Source organism: Nitrospirota bacterium, assembly GCA_040755395.1.
Classification (GTDB): Bacteria; Nitrospirota; Nitrospiria; order Nitrospirales; family Nitrospiraceae; genus DATLZU01.
Map to the genome: position 1 here is coordinate 1 of JBFMAX010000028.1, position 17,536 is coordinate 17,536.

Genomic DNA, 17,536 nt, shown 5'->3' on the forward strand with positions numbered 1-17,536 from the left:
TACAACGGCAATCTCCTCACCGTAACCGATGCCAAGAACCAGACGACAACCTACACGTACGACGAGATGGACCGGCTGAAGACGCGGACGGATGCGCTGAATCGGACGGAAAGCTATCAGTACGATGTGGTGGGGAATCTCACCAAATTTACGGACCGCAAGAGCCAGGTCGCCAGCTTTACCTATGATTCGTTGAACCGGAGAACCGGAGCGACCTACCCCGATTCGTCCGTGACCTTCGGCTATGACGCGATTGGGCGGCTCACGAGTGTCAGCGATTCGGTGGGCGGCACCATCACCTGGACCTACGACACGGTCAGCGGCGGGCATCATCCGCGGGTGCAAGAGACCACGAGCGCTGGGACCGTGACCGTCGAGTACGACGAGATCGGCCGCCGGATCAAGCTTTCTGCGACTGGCCAGACCGATGTGACCTACACCTATGACAAGAACTCGCGGCTGAAGACCGTCACGCAGGGCACGCAGACGGTGACGTTGAACTATGACGATGCTGGAAGAAGAACAAGCCTCACATATCCGAATGGAGTCGTGACCAGTTATGGCTACGACAATGCGAACCGGCTACTCACCATTGATCACGTGAAGACGCCGACGACGGTGGAAGCATTGACCTACGTCAACGATGCTGCTGGAAATCGCACGAAGCTGACACGCGCGAATGCGGCCGCCACGTTGATCCCGCAAGCGGTGAGCAACACGGAATACGACGCAGCAAACGAACAGATTCGGTTCAATAGCGCATCGACGAACCTGGTGTTTGACAACAACGGCAACTTGACATCGTTCACGGATGCGAGCGGCACGACGACCTATACCTGGAATGCCAGGAATCAGTTGACGGCGATCAGTGGACCGGGGCTGAGTGCGAGTTTTGTGTATGACGGATTAGGCCGACGAACGAGCAAGACGATCAATAGCACCACGATTGGATTCTGGTACGACAGGGATGACGTGTTGGCGGAACTGAGCGGGAGTACGCCGACGGCGACATATCTGCGAAGTTTGACTATTGATGAGCCATTTGTGCGACAGCAGTCAAGCGGGAATGAGTTCTATCACCCGGATGCACTGGGGAACACGCTGGTACTCACCGATGCCGCAGGAGCAGCACAGACGACGTACACCTATGAAGCTTTCGGGAAGACGACGATCACAGGGGCTTCGTCAAATTCGTTCCAGTACACTGGTAGGGAAAGTGATGGGAACGGGCTGTACTACTATCGAACTCGTCATTACGACCCCATGAAAGCACGGTTCGCAGGCGAAGATCCTGCCGGTTTCCTCGGCGGCGACGCGAACCTTTATGCATACGTTTTTAACGGGCCGATAGGGAAGATCGATCCGTTTGGCCTCTCTGCCAAATGTCCAAACTGTGTTCAATCCTGTTTGCAATACAACTACGGAGATTATGCAGACTTAGCCTACAAGGCCAGCACTTGGAACACTAGTGCAACTCTCGCAAGCCTCATCATCAAAGGTGGAGCTGCACTCGTTCTTGAAGGGGGCTCGACACTAGCCTCGGAGGCTTATTGTCCCGTCCGCGTGTCCGCAATGGGGAGACAGGGATTTGCAAGAGAGTTTTTCGACGAGCGGATGAGCTGAACAGGTGTCATGACAAGGTTTTCGAGAGCAGAAATGCATAGTAAGCCAACCGGCAAGAACGTGTTTTCTGAAATATCTGGTGCTCCCCTGGTAGCGGACACGGTTCTCCCGTGCGCCGGGTCTTCGCAGCGCGGACGGCTCGCTCATAATGCGTCTTGTTCCGTTTCGCTACCCTGGACGATGAAACTCCGCCGCAGCCCGTCCCCACTGCCGTTCCCAGCGCCGCAACCAACGTCGGCTCCGGGGCGTCGGGATGAACACATCGACCCCGGCCCAGACCTCGGCAGGGGTCTGACCGTGGAGATGCTGATGGGGCCGGAGATGATTGTAAACAGACCGCGTGTAAGCCAGGGCCCGGTCGAGCGACGCGGCATCCTCGATGGGCTGCTGAAGCAGCAACCGCTTCACGGTGCCGATGAGCCGTTCGACGCGCCCGTTTTGCCACGGGCATCCCGGCTCGTTGTGTTGGAGGCGAATCCCCAGGAGGCGCAGGGCCAGGCGAAGACGCTGCGAGGTAAAGACGGCTTCGTTGTCGGTGCGCAGGAATCGCGGCAAGCCATACTGACGGCACACGGCGATGAGATGGTGCCAGATCGTCAGCGACGACTTCTCCGTCAGTCGTTGCACGCACAAACAGGCGCGGCTCGCATGATCCAGGATGGCCAGCACGATGTGTTGGCGGCCGTGCCCATCAGTCGTTGTCAGCAAGTCCATTCTCCAGATCAGATGACGAGGAATGGGCCGGGGCAGCCGATGTTTCAATTTCCGTCGTGCGCGGAGGATCGTATCGGCGACATAGGTTTTGCCGACGGTCATCCGGCGGCGGCCGGCCCAGCGGCGGTTAAAGCAATGGGCAATCGTCCGGCAACCGGCTTCCGGCATCAGGGCCTTCAGGCGAATGATCTCCTCACGAACCCACTTCGGCTTTGGATGAGCACGGAAGCGGCGAGGAGCCTTGGCGAGTTTCGTGCGTCTCCACCGTGGCTTTGCCAACAGGCGAGCCAACCAGCGCTGCAGGAGTTGCCACAGCCGGACGGCCGCGCCCAGCAGCCAGCGTCTATGAAGCGTCATCGGGATCACCAGTGGGTATGCCAGAGATGAGTAGTCGTATTCCTGTTTTCATACGTGAGCGGCGGCGCCGGTTACAAGGGAGACGTAACGTTTCATTGCTGCTGTGTCTGGCGGTGGCCTGGGTATTCATGCTGCCCAGCCCGCTGCCAGCCGGCGAGGCGCAGTATGCGTATGACGACCTCGGCCGGCTGACGACTGTCGTGGATGAAGCCGGCAACACCGCCGTTTACAACTATGACGCCGTGGGGAATCTGTTGAGCATCGACCGGTTCACACCCGGCGCCGGCGGTATCGGCATTTATGTCCTGCTGCCTGCGAAAGGCGCCGTCGGCAGCCAGGTCAAGATCCAAGGGTATGGCTTTGATCCCACCCCGGCCAACAACACGGTCACGTTCAACGGGACTGCCGCGACCGTCGTGTCCTCGACGACCTATGCCATTGTGGCCACAGTGCCCAGCGGTGCCGCCACCGGCACGGTGTCCGTGACCAATAGCAACGGGACGGCCAATAGTCCGCAAGCGTTCACCGTTTTCGGCGCGCCGACGATCAGCGGCATCACTCCCGGCACCGTTGGCCAAAACACCAGGCCGACCGTCTCCATCTCAGGAACCAACCTCGCCAAAGCCACCGGCGTGACGTTTTCGCATTCAGGTATTACCGGCACCATCGCCACGGGCGTGACGGACACCTCGTTGCCCGTCAAGCTGCAGGTCCTGTCGACCGTCCCGCCGGGCGCCTATGCCTTTACCGTCACCACGCCGCTGGGCACGGCTAACAGCGGTTCCGTGGTGGTGACCGTCGCGACGCCGGCATCCAGTTATGTCCATGCGAGGTCCCCTGTGAGCGTCTATGTCCCGAAGGGGACTCCTTCAGGATCCACCATGGCGACGGCGCCGGCCGTCAGTGAGTTCTTCCCGGCGCAGACGATGGCCCCGAGCGGTTCGACGTCCGCCGTCGCTCCGCCGACGAGCGAATTCTTGTCGCCCCCGGCCACGGTGGCGCCGTCCGGCCCCACGATGACGGTGGCGCCGCCCGTGAGCGAACTGCTCCCGTGATGTTCCGTACCTTGTGATGTGGAGGCCCGTATGACATGGTTCATCTTCAGCTCACTGGTCTGGACCTTTGCCACGGCTGTTCTCAGCGGCCCGGCCGACGCGCAGACCTTCACCAGCGGCAGTACCGGCGCTTTGGGGGCGCTGGCACCGGCGAGCAACACGGTGATTACGCTCCCGGCTGATGGCACTCTCAATTACACCACCATTACGATTCCGGCCGGCGTCACGGTCACATTTCAGCGCAATGCGGCCAACACGCCGGTCACTATGCTCGCCACCGGCGATGTGCTGATCAGTGGCGTGATCAACGTGGACGGCTCCCCCGGCGGTGGATATTCATCCTCTGGGCCTGCCGTGGTTGCAGGCGGATTGGGGGGACCGGGTGGTTTTCAGGGCGGGCAAAGCGGCTCACGGGGCTCCACGAATAATCTGCCCTCCGCAGGGCAGGGCCCGGGTGGTGGGGCCGGATCCACCAGCACCTCGTTTTATGGAGGAGGCGGCAGCTACGGGGCTCCCAGTACCTTTGTCAGCCTGCTGCCGTTGTTCGGCGGTTCGGGCGGAGGGGGTTATCCAGGGCAAAGCACGGTCTCGGGTTCCTCGGGCGGGGGAGGGGGCGGAGCTATCGTGATCGCGTCCTCCACCAAGATCACCGTCAATGGGACGATTTTTGCGCGAGGGGCCGCTGGAGGCTATGCGGCCGGTGCCGGCAGCGGAGGTGCCATTCGGCTGGTGGCTCCTGAGATCACCGGAACAGGAGTCCTGGATACCAGTCCTGGCTCAGGGGGCAGTCCCGGCCCGACGGTGGGGCGCACGCGCCTGGAAGCCTTCCGTATGAATTTCACCGGGACGTATGGGCCACAAAACCCGGCGCCTTCCATCAGCACGACGTGTGGTCCCGTCACAGCCGCGAGCGTCCCCGCTCTCGCCAGCCTGCCGACCATTCAGATTACATCCATCGCCGGCGTCACCGTTCCGGCCACCACTGGAGGCAGTTACTCCACGGCTGATGTCAGCTTGCCCCCGGGGACGACCAATCCCGTTTCTGTTGTCGTGACCGGGACCAATTTACCCGCGGGTTCCACGTTCAAGCTGAAGCACATTCCGCAGTTCACACCGGGAGCCACGGTGATGACCGCCGCCTCGACCGGGACCTTCGCCAGCTCCACCGCAACCTTTAGCGTCACCTTACCCGTGGGACAGGTCAGTGTGCTGAATGCGTATTCGGATTTCACATTGCCGTAGTCGATCGACAGGCGGAACGGACGATGGAATCATGAGGTCGTGCACAATGAGATCCTATGCGAGCCACAAGCCCATCACGTGTACTATCCTCACGATGGTCGCGGTGTTCCTGTCGGGTGGATCTAACCAGGTGTTTGCCCAGGCCTTCAGCAGCGGCAGCACGGGGGCATCGGGAGCATTGGCCCCCGCCTCCAACACCACCATTGCACTCCCTGCCGACGGCATCCTGCATTACACCACCGTCACCATCCCAGCCGGCGTGACGGTCAGCTTCCAGCCGAATGCGACCAACACGCCGGTGACGCTGCTCGCGACGGGTGACGTGAGCATCAGCGGGACGCTGAACCTCAATGGCACGGCCGGAACCGGGAACGCGGCCACGCCACTGGTGAACGCAGGAGGCCTGCCCGGCCCCGGAGGCTTTGCCGGCGGGCAGAGCGGCGCCCGTGGCAACTCGAACAATGATGCCGCGGATGGGCAGGGCCCGGGTGGTGGGGCCGCGACGTCCGGCGGCTTTGGGTCGACCGGCGGGACCTATGGCCCACCCAGTACCTTCGTGAGCTTGATTCCCTTGTTTGGAGGATCGGGCGGCGGCGGCTTCAAAGGCACGATCAATACATCGGGCCTCGCCGGCGGCGGAGGCGGCGGAGCCATCGTGATCGCGTCCTCCACCAAGATCACCGTCAACGGCACCATCACGGCCAAGGGAGGGAACGGGGCAGCCCCGGGCTATGTCTATGCCGGGGGCGGCAGCGGTGGGGCGATACGCCTCGTCGCGCCGGAGATTGCGGGAACGGGCACGCTGGATGTCAGCGGCGGCGCGGGAGGAAACCCGGCAGCGGGAGGCGGACGAGTCCGGCTGGAAGCCTTCAAAATGGAATTCGCCGGGAGCGTGGTGCCCTCGACGTCCTCGCCTTCGATCAGCACCGTATGTGGGCCGGTGACGACCTTGAGTACGCCGCCGTTGGCTAGTGTCCCGGCCCTGACCATCAGCTCGATCGCTGGCGTCGCGGTCTCGTCGACCACCGGGAGCTACGCGACGGCGGATGTCCTGCTTCCGCCAGAAACGACGAACCCCGTCACCGTTGTTGTGACAGGCACCAACATTCCAGTCGGGTCCACGTTCAAATTGAAACATGTCCCCCAGTTTAGTCTCGGGCCGGTGGTGAGCACGGCGACGTCAACCGGGACCCTGGCCAGCTCGACGGCCACCTTCAGCGTGACGCTGCCGCTCGGGCGAGTCAGCGTCCTGAATGCCTACAGCGACTTCACGCTCCCGTAACTGACCAGAGGCATGACAGGGAACTGGATGGACTGAGGAGAGCCAACGTATGAATCGACGACATCAGTGTCTGTTGTCTGGCGGCCTAGCCGCGCTGGCGGTCTTGGGAATGGCGCCCCTTGCCGACGCACAAACCTTCAATTCCGGGAGCACGGGGTCCCTGGGCGCCTTCGCGCCGGCGTCGAACACGGTCGTCACCCTTCCCTCCGACGGCATTCTCAACTACACGACGGTCTCCATTCCGTCCGGCGTCGTCGTGACCTTCCAGCGCAATGCGGCCAATACGCCGGTGACGATCCTGGCCCAGGGCGACGTCAGCATTGCCGGGACCATCCGGCTCAACGGTGAGGATTCCGTTGCCGGCGTCAGCAGCGGCAACTGGGGGCCTTTGGCGGGACGGCAAGGCGGGCCAGGCGGGTACAACGGCGGGGATGCGGGCCTGCGTGGGCAGACGCCGACCGACGGAAAAGGTGGGCAAGGCCCGGGAGGGGGTAGTCCGGGCATGTTACCCGCCATCTTCGCGGGGGATGGATTCTATGGTCCTTCAGGGTCCTTTATGACCCTGATCCCCCTCTTCGGAGGATCCGGCGGCGGAGGCGGCGCGGGCAGCACGTCGGCCACCGGTTCGCCAGGCGGCGGAGGCGGCGGGGCCGTGGTGATCGCCTCCAACACCCAAATTACGATTCAAAGTACCGGCGCCATTACCGCGAATGGCGGAGCGGGGTATGTCTCTTGTACCTGGGGCGGAGGCGGGGCGGGAAGCGGGGGTGCGGTCCGGCTCGTAGCCCCGCAGGTGACGAATTTGGGTTCGATCCAGGCCGTCGGTGGGAATCCATCCTGTGTCGGCGCGCACGGGGGCAACAATGATGGGCGTGTGCGGATCGAGTGCACGACCTGTACGACCGGCACGGTTTCTCCGGCGGCGTCGGTCTCGTCTACCCTCGGACCAGTGGCGCTGGCGAGCACGCCTCCGCTGGTGAACCTGCCCATGCTGACCATCAGCGCCGTGGGAGGGACGACCGTGCCGGCCTCTCCGTCGGGATCCCATGCGACACCGGACGTCTCTCTCCCAGCGGGTATCACCAATCCAGTCACGGTCACCCTGATCGCAAACAATGTCCCGGTGCCGACCCAGTTTCGCGTGAAGATCGTTCCGGAATGGGGAGAGCCGCAATTCTTTCCGACCACGTGGTCGACCGGCTCCGTCGTCGCTTCGACGGCCACGGCTGCCGTGTGGCTCCCGCCCGGGCATGTGTATGTCCTCATGGCCTCCGTGGATTTCTATCAAGTAGCGGCCTGGCTGCCCACCATCGAAGGGGAACCCGTGGACCGCGTCATGGTGGCGGCGGAGGCGGGCTCTCCCTCCTCCGTCTCTCTCGTCCTACGGTCCGGGAAGCAGATCCCTGTGGCTGAGCTTTCCTCGGCCGAGCAGCAGCAGGTTGCGCTGGCGTTCGAGCAGGCTCGTTCCCGCACACCGTAGCGGGCCGGGCACGGACTCAGGACATGGGCGTCAACGGCATGGGTCTTCCCCTCCGTTCTTCCTTCCAGTGGCTCTCCCGTGGTCTCGCCGGTGCGTGGCTCGTTCTTCTGTTCTCGACCGCCTGCACCTCACCTGAGGTCCGGCTGGCGGCCCGCTATGCCGAGGAGGGCCGATGGGACGAAGCGGTCGCTTCGTATCGTGAGGCCCTCAAGCGCGATCCCTTCAATGCTCCGCTCAAAACTCGGCTGGAAGAGGCGAAGCGGCGAGCGGCGGCGCTGCATTACCAGGCCGGCGTGCAGGCGTTAGAAGAACGCCGTATCTCGGACGCGCTCAGGGCATTGAAACTGGCACTGGGCTTGGATCCGTCTCAGCCGGAACACCATGCAGCCGTGGCAGATGCGGTCCGCATGAAGGAGGCCCGCGCGCAATTGCAGGCCGGCGACAAGCTCCAGAGCCTGGGGCGGACCGAGGATGCGTTGAGTGCGTACGAGAAGGCCGTCGAGCTCGATCCCAGTCTGACGCCGGCCCTGGATGGCATCACCGCCATCACTCAGCAGCAACGGGCGGCCAAGCTTGTCGTCGGCTCCAGTCAACCGATCGCCCTGCGGTTCCAGAACGCCAAACTGAAAGAAGTGTTTGAGATCCTGGCCCGCACCGGCGGGGTCAACGTGATCTTTGACAAAGAGGTCCGGGACGAGCCGGTGACGGTCTTTCTCAAAGATATGCCGTTCGACGACGCGCTGAATTTGATTTTGAACACGAATAACCTGGTCGCCCAGCGAATCGCCCCTCAGACCTTGCTGATCATGCCGAACACGAAACAGAAGCAGGCGCAGTATCAGGACCTGCTGATCCGCACCTTCTATCTCTCCAACGCGAAAGCCAAAGAGGCGGTCAATCTGCTCCGCACGATGCTGGAGAGCAAGAAGGTCTACGTGGACGAGAAGGTCAACGCGGTGATCCTGCGCGATGACCCGGCGAAGCTCCATTTGGCCGAACGGCTGCTCTTTACCATCGACCGGCGCGATCCGGAGGTGGAGCTCGACGTCGAGGTGCTGGAGGTCAATCGGACGAAGAGCCTGAAATACGGCTTGAACTTCGCCAAGCAGGCGGGGGCCGGCGTGATTCTGTCTGGCTCAACGGGAGGCATCTCCACCGCGCCCACTACCTTTACCTATCAGCAACTGACGACGTTGGGACCGGCCAGCTATCTCTTCACCATGCCGGCCAGCGTGCTGATTGATTTCTTCAAGCAGGAGTCGGATGCAAAAACCTTGGCCTCACCCAAGCTGCGGGTGCTCAACGGCAAGTCGGCTTCCATCAACATCGGCGACAAGCAGCCCATCCTCCTCTCGACGACCAACGTCCTGCCGGGACAGGCTGCCACGGGCGCGATCCCGACAACCTCGACCGTTACCTCGATCGAGTTCAAGGATACTGGTGTCAAGCTCACCGTCGAGCCGACGGTGCATCTGGTGGATGAAGTGACGCTGAAGCTCAAGGTTGAGGTCACGCGGCTGGGAGATCAAGTGACGCTCCAGGCCAGCCCCGAGATCAAACAGTTCAAATTCGGCACCCGGGCGGCGGAAACGGTTTTAATGCTGCAAGATGATGAGACGGTCGTGCTGGCCGGGCTGATCCAAGACGAAGACCGGAAGACGCGATCCACGCTGCCGATTCTCGGCGATATTCCGCTTATCGGCAACCTGTTCACGTCAACGAATCAGGAAACAGTCGCGACCGAAGTGGTGTTGACCATCACGCCGCATATCGTCCGCAATCTCAGCGCGCCTCCGATCGCGACGCAGGCCTTCTGGTCCGGCACTGAAACCAACTATGCGACGACGCAGCTCTTCGCGGCGCAAGCCGCCCATGTCTCGCAAGACACCCCTCACCTTGCCTCTCTCTCCTCTCAGTCGGCTCAGTCCACGCCAGCCCCGGCGCCATCGGACATTCAAGTATCCCCTCACCTGAGTCCTCTCCCCGGTGACCCGTTGCTCGGCGAAATGCAACGGGTAATGGGGAGAGGAAGTGAGGGGAGTAATCCGCCGTCCGGGGGCCCGTCGCCGGGCCCAAGCCAACGCGTGATGGAGAAAGGGGAGGGTGAGAAAACCGTATCCGCGCGCGGCCCCGGGGCGCTGGCATTCCGCCCGGGTGATCTGTCAGCTTCGGTGGGACAGGAATTTCGCGTGGATCTCACGACGCCGCAACTCGATCGGCTCACGGAGTCGCTGGTAACGGTCTCATACGATCCGCGGTCGCTGGAATTCCGTCGGATCAACCCGGGAGCGGCGGCGATCTCTGCCCGAGCCACCGATGGTCAGGTGATTCTGACATTGCGCCGGCAAGGGTCGACCGCTGCCGGAGAAAGCGTGTTGGCAACACTCTTCTTTCAGGCCAAGAGTCCAGGAGACTTTCCGCTCACACTCCAGTCAACGGCCGGGACCGGCCCGGCCAGCCAGACCTTACCGTCCGTGACCGAGCGGGCGATGGTGCATATTCGCTAAGAACGGCGAGAGGGGCGAGGCGCGGGGCGAGTGGTGGGGTGAGGAGAACCGGCAACATCATAAGGAGAGCTGCTAAGAGGTGGATAGACCTCTGGCCCCTGGCCCCTCGCCCCGTGCCTGGTCAGAGAGGCTACACCCTCGTCGAGCTGATGATGGTGGTGACGATCGCTGGGATTTTGGTCACCTTGGCGCAGCCATCTTTTCAGGCCTCCGTGATCAAGGCACGGGAAACGGCGCTGAAGCAAACCCTCTTTACGTTGCGCGATGTCATCGATCAGTATCGCGCCGACAAGGGCGTCTATCCGCCGTCGCTCGCAGACCTGGTCACTGCCGGGTATTTGAGAGCCACGCCTGTCGATCCGTTCACCAAGTCGGCCGCCACATGGCAGGAATTGCCGGATGCCACGGAAAGCGGGATCGCGGATGTGCACAGCGGAAGCCCGTTGGTCGGACAGGACGGGACGCCCTATAACCAGTGGTGAGAGTCTCGAGGAAGGAAACGAATTAGGCTTGCGGCGCGATAAGAGGAATAAGGGTTTTCCGAATTGGATCAATCCCGAGGTTGAGGCTCTCAAGAGTCAGCGCGCCAATCAGAATGAGATCGGTAGCCTCTCCGCAGAGCACTACGGTAGGAGCGACTTCATCGTTCAGAAGCACTTCGGCTGAGGCCACCGGTTTGGATACGATTGTACCGTCCGCGTACTGAACCCGTCGCGTTCCAAAAGGGACGACACCGATCTGATCCAGGAAGGACTTGGGAACTTGCGTAAAGTGCGCACCAGAGTCCACGAGCCCTTCGAGTTGGAGAGATCGCTCTGGGTGAACTGGATTCCGAATCGTGAATTTCACGTGGAAGGTTCCCATGTGGGCTTCATTCTAGTGGCGGATCAGCACACCGTCAACACGCCTCGCTATCCGAGCGAAGCGAACAAAGACCTCGTTCCTATGGTGCCCAACTTCTGGTCTCGACTGCACAGCGTCCCCAAAAGGATCTTCCTCTGTGCAGTCGGGATTGTGTTTCTCCTGCCTGGGTGTTCCGGGACTCGTGCAAGTTCGTACGGGCCCAGTTCCCAGGAGGCACACACTCGTGCTGCTACTATCGTGCGCGACCGCGAGGCCGAGCTCGCGACGATCCGGGCCGAAATGGCGGCGACGCGGATTGCCGCGGCGAAGAAGGAGGCAGAGCTTCAGGAACTGCGGAGCCTGGTGCACCAGCTTCGGCAGGAGAACGCGGAGTCGCATCAAGTTGTGCGGGAATTGCGCCAGGCTCAGGAGGCTCGGCAAGTCGAGCTCGCGACGTTGCGGAGTGAACGGGACCAACTCCGGCAGGCGAAGAACGAGCAGCAGTTCAAGGCGCTTACCGACAGTCTGCTTGCGCTGACCAAAGAACTGGGGGAGGTCAAGGAAGGCCTGATGCAAAGCGCGGTCAAACCCACCGTCAAGCAAAAGAAATCGTCTGACGCGACCAAACCTGGAGGGACAGGCTCCAGAGAAAATGCCGCCAAACATCCAAGTCTTCTTCCGTCTGCCACACCGGCTCCGACCCGCTTCCCCGGCGTTGAGCCCGCGCTTCATGTGATCAGCGAACCGATGGTCTCGGCGCCTCAGCCCCGTCATATCACGGTCCAGGCCGGCGAAACATTGTGGAGCTTGGCGCGACAGTACAAGATGACGGTCGAGGCGATCAAACAGGCGAATCGGCTGAGTCGGGATCAACTCGTAGTCGGACAAGAGCTGGTGATCCCCACACCCCAGAACCGCGATGGCGAGGTGGCGCCGTGAAGAGCAACGGCAGGGAAGTGACCGACAGGGGTGATGCTCACAGCGCCCTGCAGCACGCCCTCTCCGTCGCCAGTGTCGTAGGAGCGGTGGGACCGAAGCCGGGCATTGTCGTGCTGAACCATACGCTCGATTGCCTGTTTGCGAATCCTGAGGCGGACCGCCTGATTCGTGACTTGCATCGGACGGAAGGGAACCACCGAGCGATGAGTAGGCTGCCGCGTGAACTCGGTCAGTTGTGTCAAGACCTGGTGATGGTTCTCAAGAAATATCCGGACCCGCGGACATGGGGACGGGTGCAGGTGACCCGAGTCCTCGGCGCAAGTGCGCCGGTAATGCTCGCCCGGCTGCATGGCATCCCGGCGTCACCCCAACAACCGGACCATTACCTCATCCTCGGCCTGTTGGAACAGACCGGCTCGCGACATGAGGGTGATACGTCGGCGGCGCAAGCCACCTTCGGACTGAGCCATCGAGAGCAAGCCTGTCTGGTTCATCTCCTGCAGGGCATGACCAACAAGGAAATTGCGGCTCAACTGGGCATCAGCGAGTATACCGTCAAAGAACACTTCAAGCGGATTATGTTGAAAACCGGCGCGACCACCCGCACCGGCGTCCTTGTACGGGTGCTGGGTCACGCACGAGTGTCGATGACGCAAGAAAAGGGGCGTGCATTCGTGAGCGGAGCCAACGGCAGCGCGAAATCGACTCTTCCTAGCAGTTAAGCCCAGAGTTTGTTGTGGGGGTCGTAAAAAGGGGTCGTCGTAAAAAGGGTCGTAAAAAGGGGTCGGGAGTCATTTCTCAAGAGCCTTGGGCCGGCCGCATGGCCGGAGCGTGGATTCCAGGCCTAATCGCTTCGCGGTCCGCGCGACCCAGGCCTCCGTCCCGAACGGCCGTCCTCGCTGCACGTTTGTCCGCAGCGCTTCGAGTTCCGTCGCCGTCTCCGCCTGATTCACGCATGCGACCCAGTTCTGAGGTCGCTCCACCGGCCACAGAAACGCGGCCAGCTTCGGATCCCCTTGCGTCCGCCGCCACAGACTCGACCACGGCCAGTCCTCCGCCCGCGTGACCAGCTTCGCCCGCCGGGCATTGCTCTCCACATAGCGTGCGACCGTCAGGAAATGCGCGTCGGTCTGCACCGGAAAGGACTTGAAGCGGCCCTGATACACCGGACCTGTCCCAGCGGTATTCCGAGGCGCATGCCAGCGCCGGGTATGCGTAACCGTAATCCACCGCACGATCTCCGATAGTTCGCCATCCTGCCGAGGCCAGAGCAGCAGATGCCAGTGTTCGGCATCAGACAATAGGCGGCAATCCGAAGGCGAGTCTGCGTGTGGGCTTCCTGCAAGATCTTCTCGAACGCAGCGTAGTCGGCCGGCTTCTCAAACAGCGGCAAACGTCCCACACGCCGGTTCAGCACGTGATAGGCAAGGCCACCGGTGGCGATGCGCGGGCGGCGAGGCATACGCCCTCGTAGTCCAACCCTAGCAGCGTGTCAAGAAAAGACTCCCGACCCCTTTAGTCCTTCGCGCCGTTATCCGCTTTCAGATTGACATGTGCCCCTCTTGCGATCAGCAATTCAGCAGCATCGAGTCGATTCGCCAACACAGCCAGCATGAGAGCCGTTACCCCATCGCTGGCTCTTGCGTTGATATCAGCCCCGTTATCTAAGAGTTCACTAACTACTGCAGCGGAAAAAAACCTTGAACTGCAGGCTCCCATCAAAGCGGTCCCACCATTTTGGTTCTTAGCATTGACATCCGCTCCCTTCGACAAAAGAGCGCGTACCGTGTCAAGCCGACCATGACTGGCGGCAAACATCAGCGCTGTTTCTCCATATTCGCCCCTTAAGTTAATGTCCACTCCCTGATCGAGGTATCGAGTCACTTTGTTGGTTTGTCCGTTGCGGGCCGCGTTCAGGAATGGATCACTGGGCAAGTAACCAGAGGTGCAGGCAGAAAGAACCAGCGCGAAGGCAAAGGCCTGCATTCTCATGTGCAACCCTACTGTATGCGTGTTTTGAATCATCCTATAATGCTGATGTGCAGTGTCAGGCATTTCACATTGAAGCCACCCATGCAATGGTGTACAAGCAACATGGATGTTCATCGTGTGTCTGTCGCCATGCAAGGGTGGTTTCTTCTATCCCGATGGGCTCTCTGGCCTCAGGGTAACCCGGTTCCACAGTTAAGACCTCCCTCCAATGGCACAGTGCAATGGCCTTTCACTCCTTTTCGCAGTTGTTTTTCAACCTCGGCTCCCACAAATCGTGAGAGAGTTCCTTGTGTCAGTTCAAGGCCTGATCCGACGGCTAAAGCCGAAGTCTCAGCAAACGCAAGGACACCGTTCGCTGCAAATATCCCTAGTAACCTATGTGATCTTGCGTCAACGGCTGGATGTAAACCTGGCAAAGCGAAATCTCGGAAATGATACTCCGCACCGGCCAGCACAGTGCCCAGCGCAGCTCCAATGGCTGCCCCCCGGTAGCTACCTGTCAGGATTGCCTCCCAATCTCCTGCCCCGCTAGCATACCCTGTCGTGGCCCCGCTGGCCACACCCACACCCGCGCCAGCCAGCGCGTGGGCACCGACAAAGGCCCCGAGATCAAGGAGATATTCTGCCGACCAGGCGAACTTGCCCAACGTCGATACAGGAAACGCCCACGAGGTGTAGCCGGCTGCCCCGCCGGCCAGGCCGCCGGCCGCGACGCCAAAGAGGACTCCCTGACTGATGTCCCCGCCAGATCGGGCTGCGCTGTACCCACCGAATCCGCCCGTGATCACTTCGCCCACCAACGCGCCCTTGGCGGCCGCGACGACGCCCGGCGAACAGGCTGGACAGGCAAACGCGACTGCTGTGGTGGCGGCAATGATCTCTCCCGCCAACACATAGCGACCGGTCCGGGACTGAGTCAGGATGGCCGTGCCCGCGAGAGGCCCTACATAGGGCACTCCAAACTGAATGGCCACCCCCACAATGGCTGTCCCCACATCGCCGAAGGCCCGGCGGAAGAACTTCCCAAAGTTCAGCCTGAAGTGCCCCGTCGGATCGGTGTAGCGGAGGGGATTGTTCCCGGCGTAGGTGTAGCGATTGAGGTCCTGCGGGTCGCGGGGATTCGGGACGAGCGTGTCTGCTGAGATGAACCGGCCGAGCGTTGGATCGTAATAGCGGGCTTCGTAGAAGTACAGCCCGGTCTCATCCAACTCCTTCCCCGTGTACTTGTAGGGGACATTGACAGCCGGATTGTTCGGGCTTGTGTTCGACCGTGTAGCGCCATACGGGTAATAGGTGACCGCCTGGACCTGGGCGCCGGTGCTGTCGGTGATGACGCTGCTGGAGCCGAGATGGTCTGGATGCCAGTAGTGGACGGCGCCGTTGCTCGCCACCGTCGCAATGCGTTGGTTCCCCGCAAAGATAAACCGCGTGCAGCTCGTGTTCTCGCACTCGTAGAGCTTGCCGATGTAGCGGATCGTGGTCGTGCCCACGATCTTCTTTACTCGCCCACCATCGCCATCGTAGACGAACTGGGTCGTTTGCCCAACGCTGGTGATGCTCGTCGGCTTGTTCTCGAAGTTGTAGCTGATCGTCCGCCCGCCGCCGCTGGTGAGATTGCCGTTGGCGTCGTAGGTGTAGGTTGTCCCTTGGGAGCAGTTCGTTACCCCGGTCCCCGTGGCGCACACGGCATGCGGGCGTACGCTGCTCGCGCCTGAAGCCGGATACCGGTAGTCACCCACCTGGGAATTGAAGATGAGATTGCCGATCTGATCGTAGTCATACGAGAGCGTGGCCGTGGCTCCGCCGCTGCCGTAGAGCCCAGTGGCCAGGATGAGCCGATCGAGTACGTCATAGCTGAAGTCCTGATTGCCATGGACGGCATCCACGATTGTCTGGACGTTCCCGCCCGGATAGAACAGATAGCGCAGATCCTGATAGGCTGGGTCAGTGCCTTTCTGGGTCTTGGTCGTGCAGGGCCGGAAATTCTGTTGCGGGCAGGTGCTGTTCCCGCTGTTCGCATAGGTGTACGTGGTCACGACGCCGTTGCCAAAGGTGGCCGTGCCGGGCTGGCCCAGCGGGTTGTAGCCCGCATAAGTCACGTAGGTCGTCGTGCCGTCGCCCGGCTTGTCCTTGATCTGGTCGAGCCAAGGCCCGGCATAGAGGTACTCGACCGTCTTCGCCGGACTCGTGGGATACTTGACACTTGTCAGCCGTCCCAGCCCGTCATAGGTGCTTTCGGTAATGTAGGTGGTGCTGTCGAGGGTTTTGTCCGTGCGGGTGATCCGCCCGAGCGGGTCGTAGCGGAACTCGACGATCCCTGAGGCATCCTGCACTTTCTGCAGTCGGCCTTTCCGGTTGTCGGTCGTCCCGTCGTAGGTATAGACCACGTCGCCGCTGCCGAGCGTCTTCTGGGTCGCATAGTCCTTCTGCCGTCGGCGATTGAGTTCATCGTATTGGAACAAGAGCATTTGGCCTTTGGCATCCGTCTGCTTGGTGAGATTGCCCGCCGCATCGTACTCGTAGGTCCAGTTCCCCATATCGGGGTCATGCATGAAGGTCTTGCGGGCGAGCGTGTCGTACTGCATCTCGCTCTGATTGCCCTTGGCATCGGTGACGAACCGCAGGTTGCCCAGCACGTCATACTGATAGGTCGTCGTGGCGTAGGGCGTGCCGATGCTTGTGTCGCAGGTGGTGAACGTCGTGTTGTATTCGTCGATCCTGATGACCCGTCCATAGGCATCCTTGGTCTCCCGCTTCCGGTCCCCATCCGGCTCCAGACTGACCGTGATCCAGTCGCTGTGACAGCTCTTGCTGGTCGTGCCGTCGGGATGCGTCACCTGCAGCACCCGGCCCAGTGGATCATAGGTCAGCGTGCGCCAACTGGGGCTCCCGCCGGTGAAGTAGGGGAGGCTCATCTTCCACACCGCCCCGCGGGTGTCGTACTGGGTGTCCACGATGATCTTGGGCCCCGCTCCGCCGCCCGGCCCCGTGCGGTGCTTGCTGATGGTCCGCCCCAGGCCATCGAAGAAAGTCCAAGATGAGAGGCTGAGGGAATTCGTGGTGTAGACGTGTTGCTTCGTCGCCGGGTCGGTGCCGATCCCTTGGCCCCAGTTCACATAGGCGAGCGTAGTGGTAAAGATGCCGGTGGCGGTGGGCTGGGTTACTTCGGTCTTGCGGCCCAACGCATCGTACTTGGTCGTGACGGTCTGGTTGTTGGCATCGGTGACACTCTTGACCTGGCCATACAGGCCGAAGTCCGTCGCCACCCCATTGACGCCGTAGTAGGCCGTCGTGGTCACGTGCCCGAGGGGGTTGGTCACGGTCAGGGGGAAGGTGTTGGTGTCGGTATCGTAGGTGATCGTCGTCGTGTTCCCCCGTGTCAACTTTCATCTGAAAAGGGACCCTTTTCTTTCATCTGAAATTCCCCCCCCTCCTGGGGCTAAGTGGTTGATGTTTTGTCCGACCTCTGGGTCGGGTCGACCCGAGATCGTTGGTCCTAGGC

General features: G+C 61.5%; 13 protein-coding genes. 9 read left to right on the forward strand and 4 right to left on the reverse strand.

The genetic code is table 11. The features are described from left to right. Nucleotides 1-1,623 (forward strand): RHS repeat-associated core domain-containing protein (locus AB1555_19685; GenBank protein MEW6248906.1); only part of this gene is annotated, 1,623 nt, incomplete at its 5' end. Nucleotides 1,624-1,791: 168 nt separating this feature from the next. Here AB1555_19685 and AB1555_19690 read toward each other — a convergent pair. Then, nucleotides 1,792-2,694 (reverse strand): integrase core domain-containing protein, encoded by a 903-nt coding sequence (locus tag AB1555_19690; protein MEW6248907.1) that lies wholly within the window; start codon nucleotides 2,692-2,694, stop codon nucleotides 1,792-1,794. A gap of 95 nt (nucleotides 2,695-2,789) precedes the next feature. On the opposite strand from AB1555_19690, the gene AB1555_19695 reads away from it, so the two are divergent. The 8 genes from AB1555_19695 (at nucleotide 2,790) to AB1555_19730 (ending at nucleotide 12,764) form a co-directional block, all read left to right on the forward strand. Next, the gene (locus tag AB1555_19695) at nucleotides 2,790-3,749 is read left to right on the forward strand and encodes an IPT/TIG domain-containing protein (GenBank protein ID MEW6248908.1); all 960 of its coding nucleotides are present in this window, start codon (nucleotides 2,790-2,792) and stop codon (nucleotides 3,747-3,749) included. A gap of 30 nt (nucleotides 3,750-3,779) precedes the next feature. Further along, a complete protein-coding gene (locus tag AB1555_19700; protein MEW6248909.1) occupies nucleotides 3,780-4,991 on the forward strand; it encodes a hypothetical protein in 1,212 nt (403 codons plus the stop codon). 46 nt (nucleotides 4,992-5,037) lie between these two features. Then, the gene (locus AB1555_19705; GenBank protein MEW6248910.1) at nucleotides 5,038-6,273 is read left to right on the forward strand and encodes a hypothetical protein; all 1,236 of its coding nucleotides are present in this window, start codon (nucleotides 5,038-5,040) and stop codon (nucleotides 6,271-6,273) included. 49 nt (nucleotides 6,274-6,322) lie between these two features. Beyond that, complete coding sequence (locus AB1555_19710; protein ID MEW6248911.1) at nucleotides 6,323-7,753, forward strand: hypothetical protein; 1,431 nt, start codon at nucleotides 6,323-6,325, stop codon at nucleotides 7,751-7,753. 23 nt (nucleotides 7,754-7,776) lie between these two features. Then, nucleotides 7,777-10,260: a secretin N-terminal domain-containing protein gene (locus tag AB1555_19715; GenBank protein ID MEW6248912.1), complete on the forward strand. Its 2,484-nt coding sequence runs from the start codon at nucleotides 7,777-7,779 to the stop codon at nucleotides 10,258-10,260. A 113-nt stretch (nucleotides 10,261-10,373) separates the two neighbouring features. Continuing rightward, a complete protein-coding gene (locus AB1555_19720; GenBank protein MEW6248913.1) occupies nucleotides 10,374-10,742 on the forward strand; it encodes a type II secretion system protein in 369 nt (122 codons plus the stop codon). A gap of 289 nt (nucleotides 10,743-11,031) precedes the next feature. Then, nucleotides 11,032-12,042 carry a LysM peptidoglycan-binding domain-containing protein gene (locus AB1555_19725; protein MEW6248914.1) on the forward strand — a complete coding sequence of 337 codons (1,011 nt, stop codon included), beginning with the start codon at nucleotides 11,032-11,034 and terminating at the stop codon, nucleotides 12,040-12,042. Continuing rightward, a complete protein-coding gene (locus tag AB1555_19730) occupies nucleotides 12,039-12,764 on the forward strand; it encodes a helix-turn-helix transcriptional regulator (protein MEW6248915.1) in 726 nt (241 codons plus the stop codon). The genes AB1555_19725 and AB1555_19730 overlap by 4 nt, the downstream gene beginning before the upstream one ends. 69 nt (nucleotides 12,765-12,833) lie before the next feature. On the opposite strand, the gene AB1555_19735 is transcribed toward AB1555_19730, so the two are convergent. The 3 genes from AB1555_19735 to AB1555_19745 all read right to left on the reverse strand — a co-directional run bounded on the left by AB1555_19735 (nucleotide 12,834) and on the right by AB1555_19745 (nucleotide 17,417). Further along, a complete protein-coding gene (locus tag AB1555_19735; GenBank protein ID MEW6248916.1) occupies nucleotides 12,834-13,343 on the reverse strand; it encodes a transposase in 510 nt (169 codons plus the stop codon). Nucleotides 13,344-13,557: 214 nt separating this feature from the next. Continuing rightward, nucleotides 13,558-14,034, reverse strand: a complete 477-nt coding sequence (locus AB1555_19740; protein ID MEW6248917.1) for an ankyrin repeat domain-containing protein — start codon at nucleotides 14,032-14,034, stop codon at nucleotides 13,558-13,560. A gap of 170 nt (nucleotides 14,035-14,204) precedes the next feature. Then, a complete protein-coding gene (locus tag AB1555_19745; GenBank protein ID MEW6248918.1) occupies nucleotides 14,205-17,417 on the reverse strand; it encodes an RHS repeat-associated core domain-containing protein in 3,213 nt (1,070 codons plus the stop codon). Nucleotides 17,418-17,536: the final 119 nt, after the last annotated feature.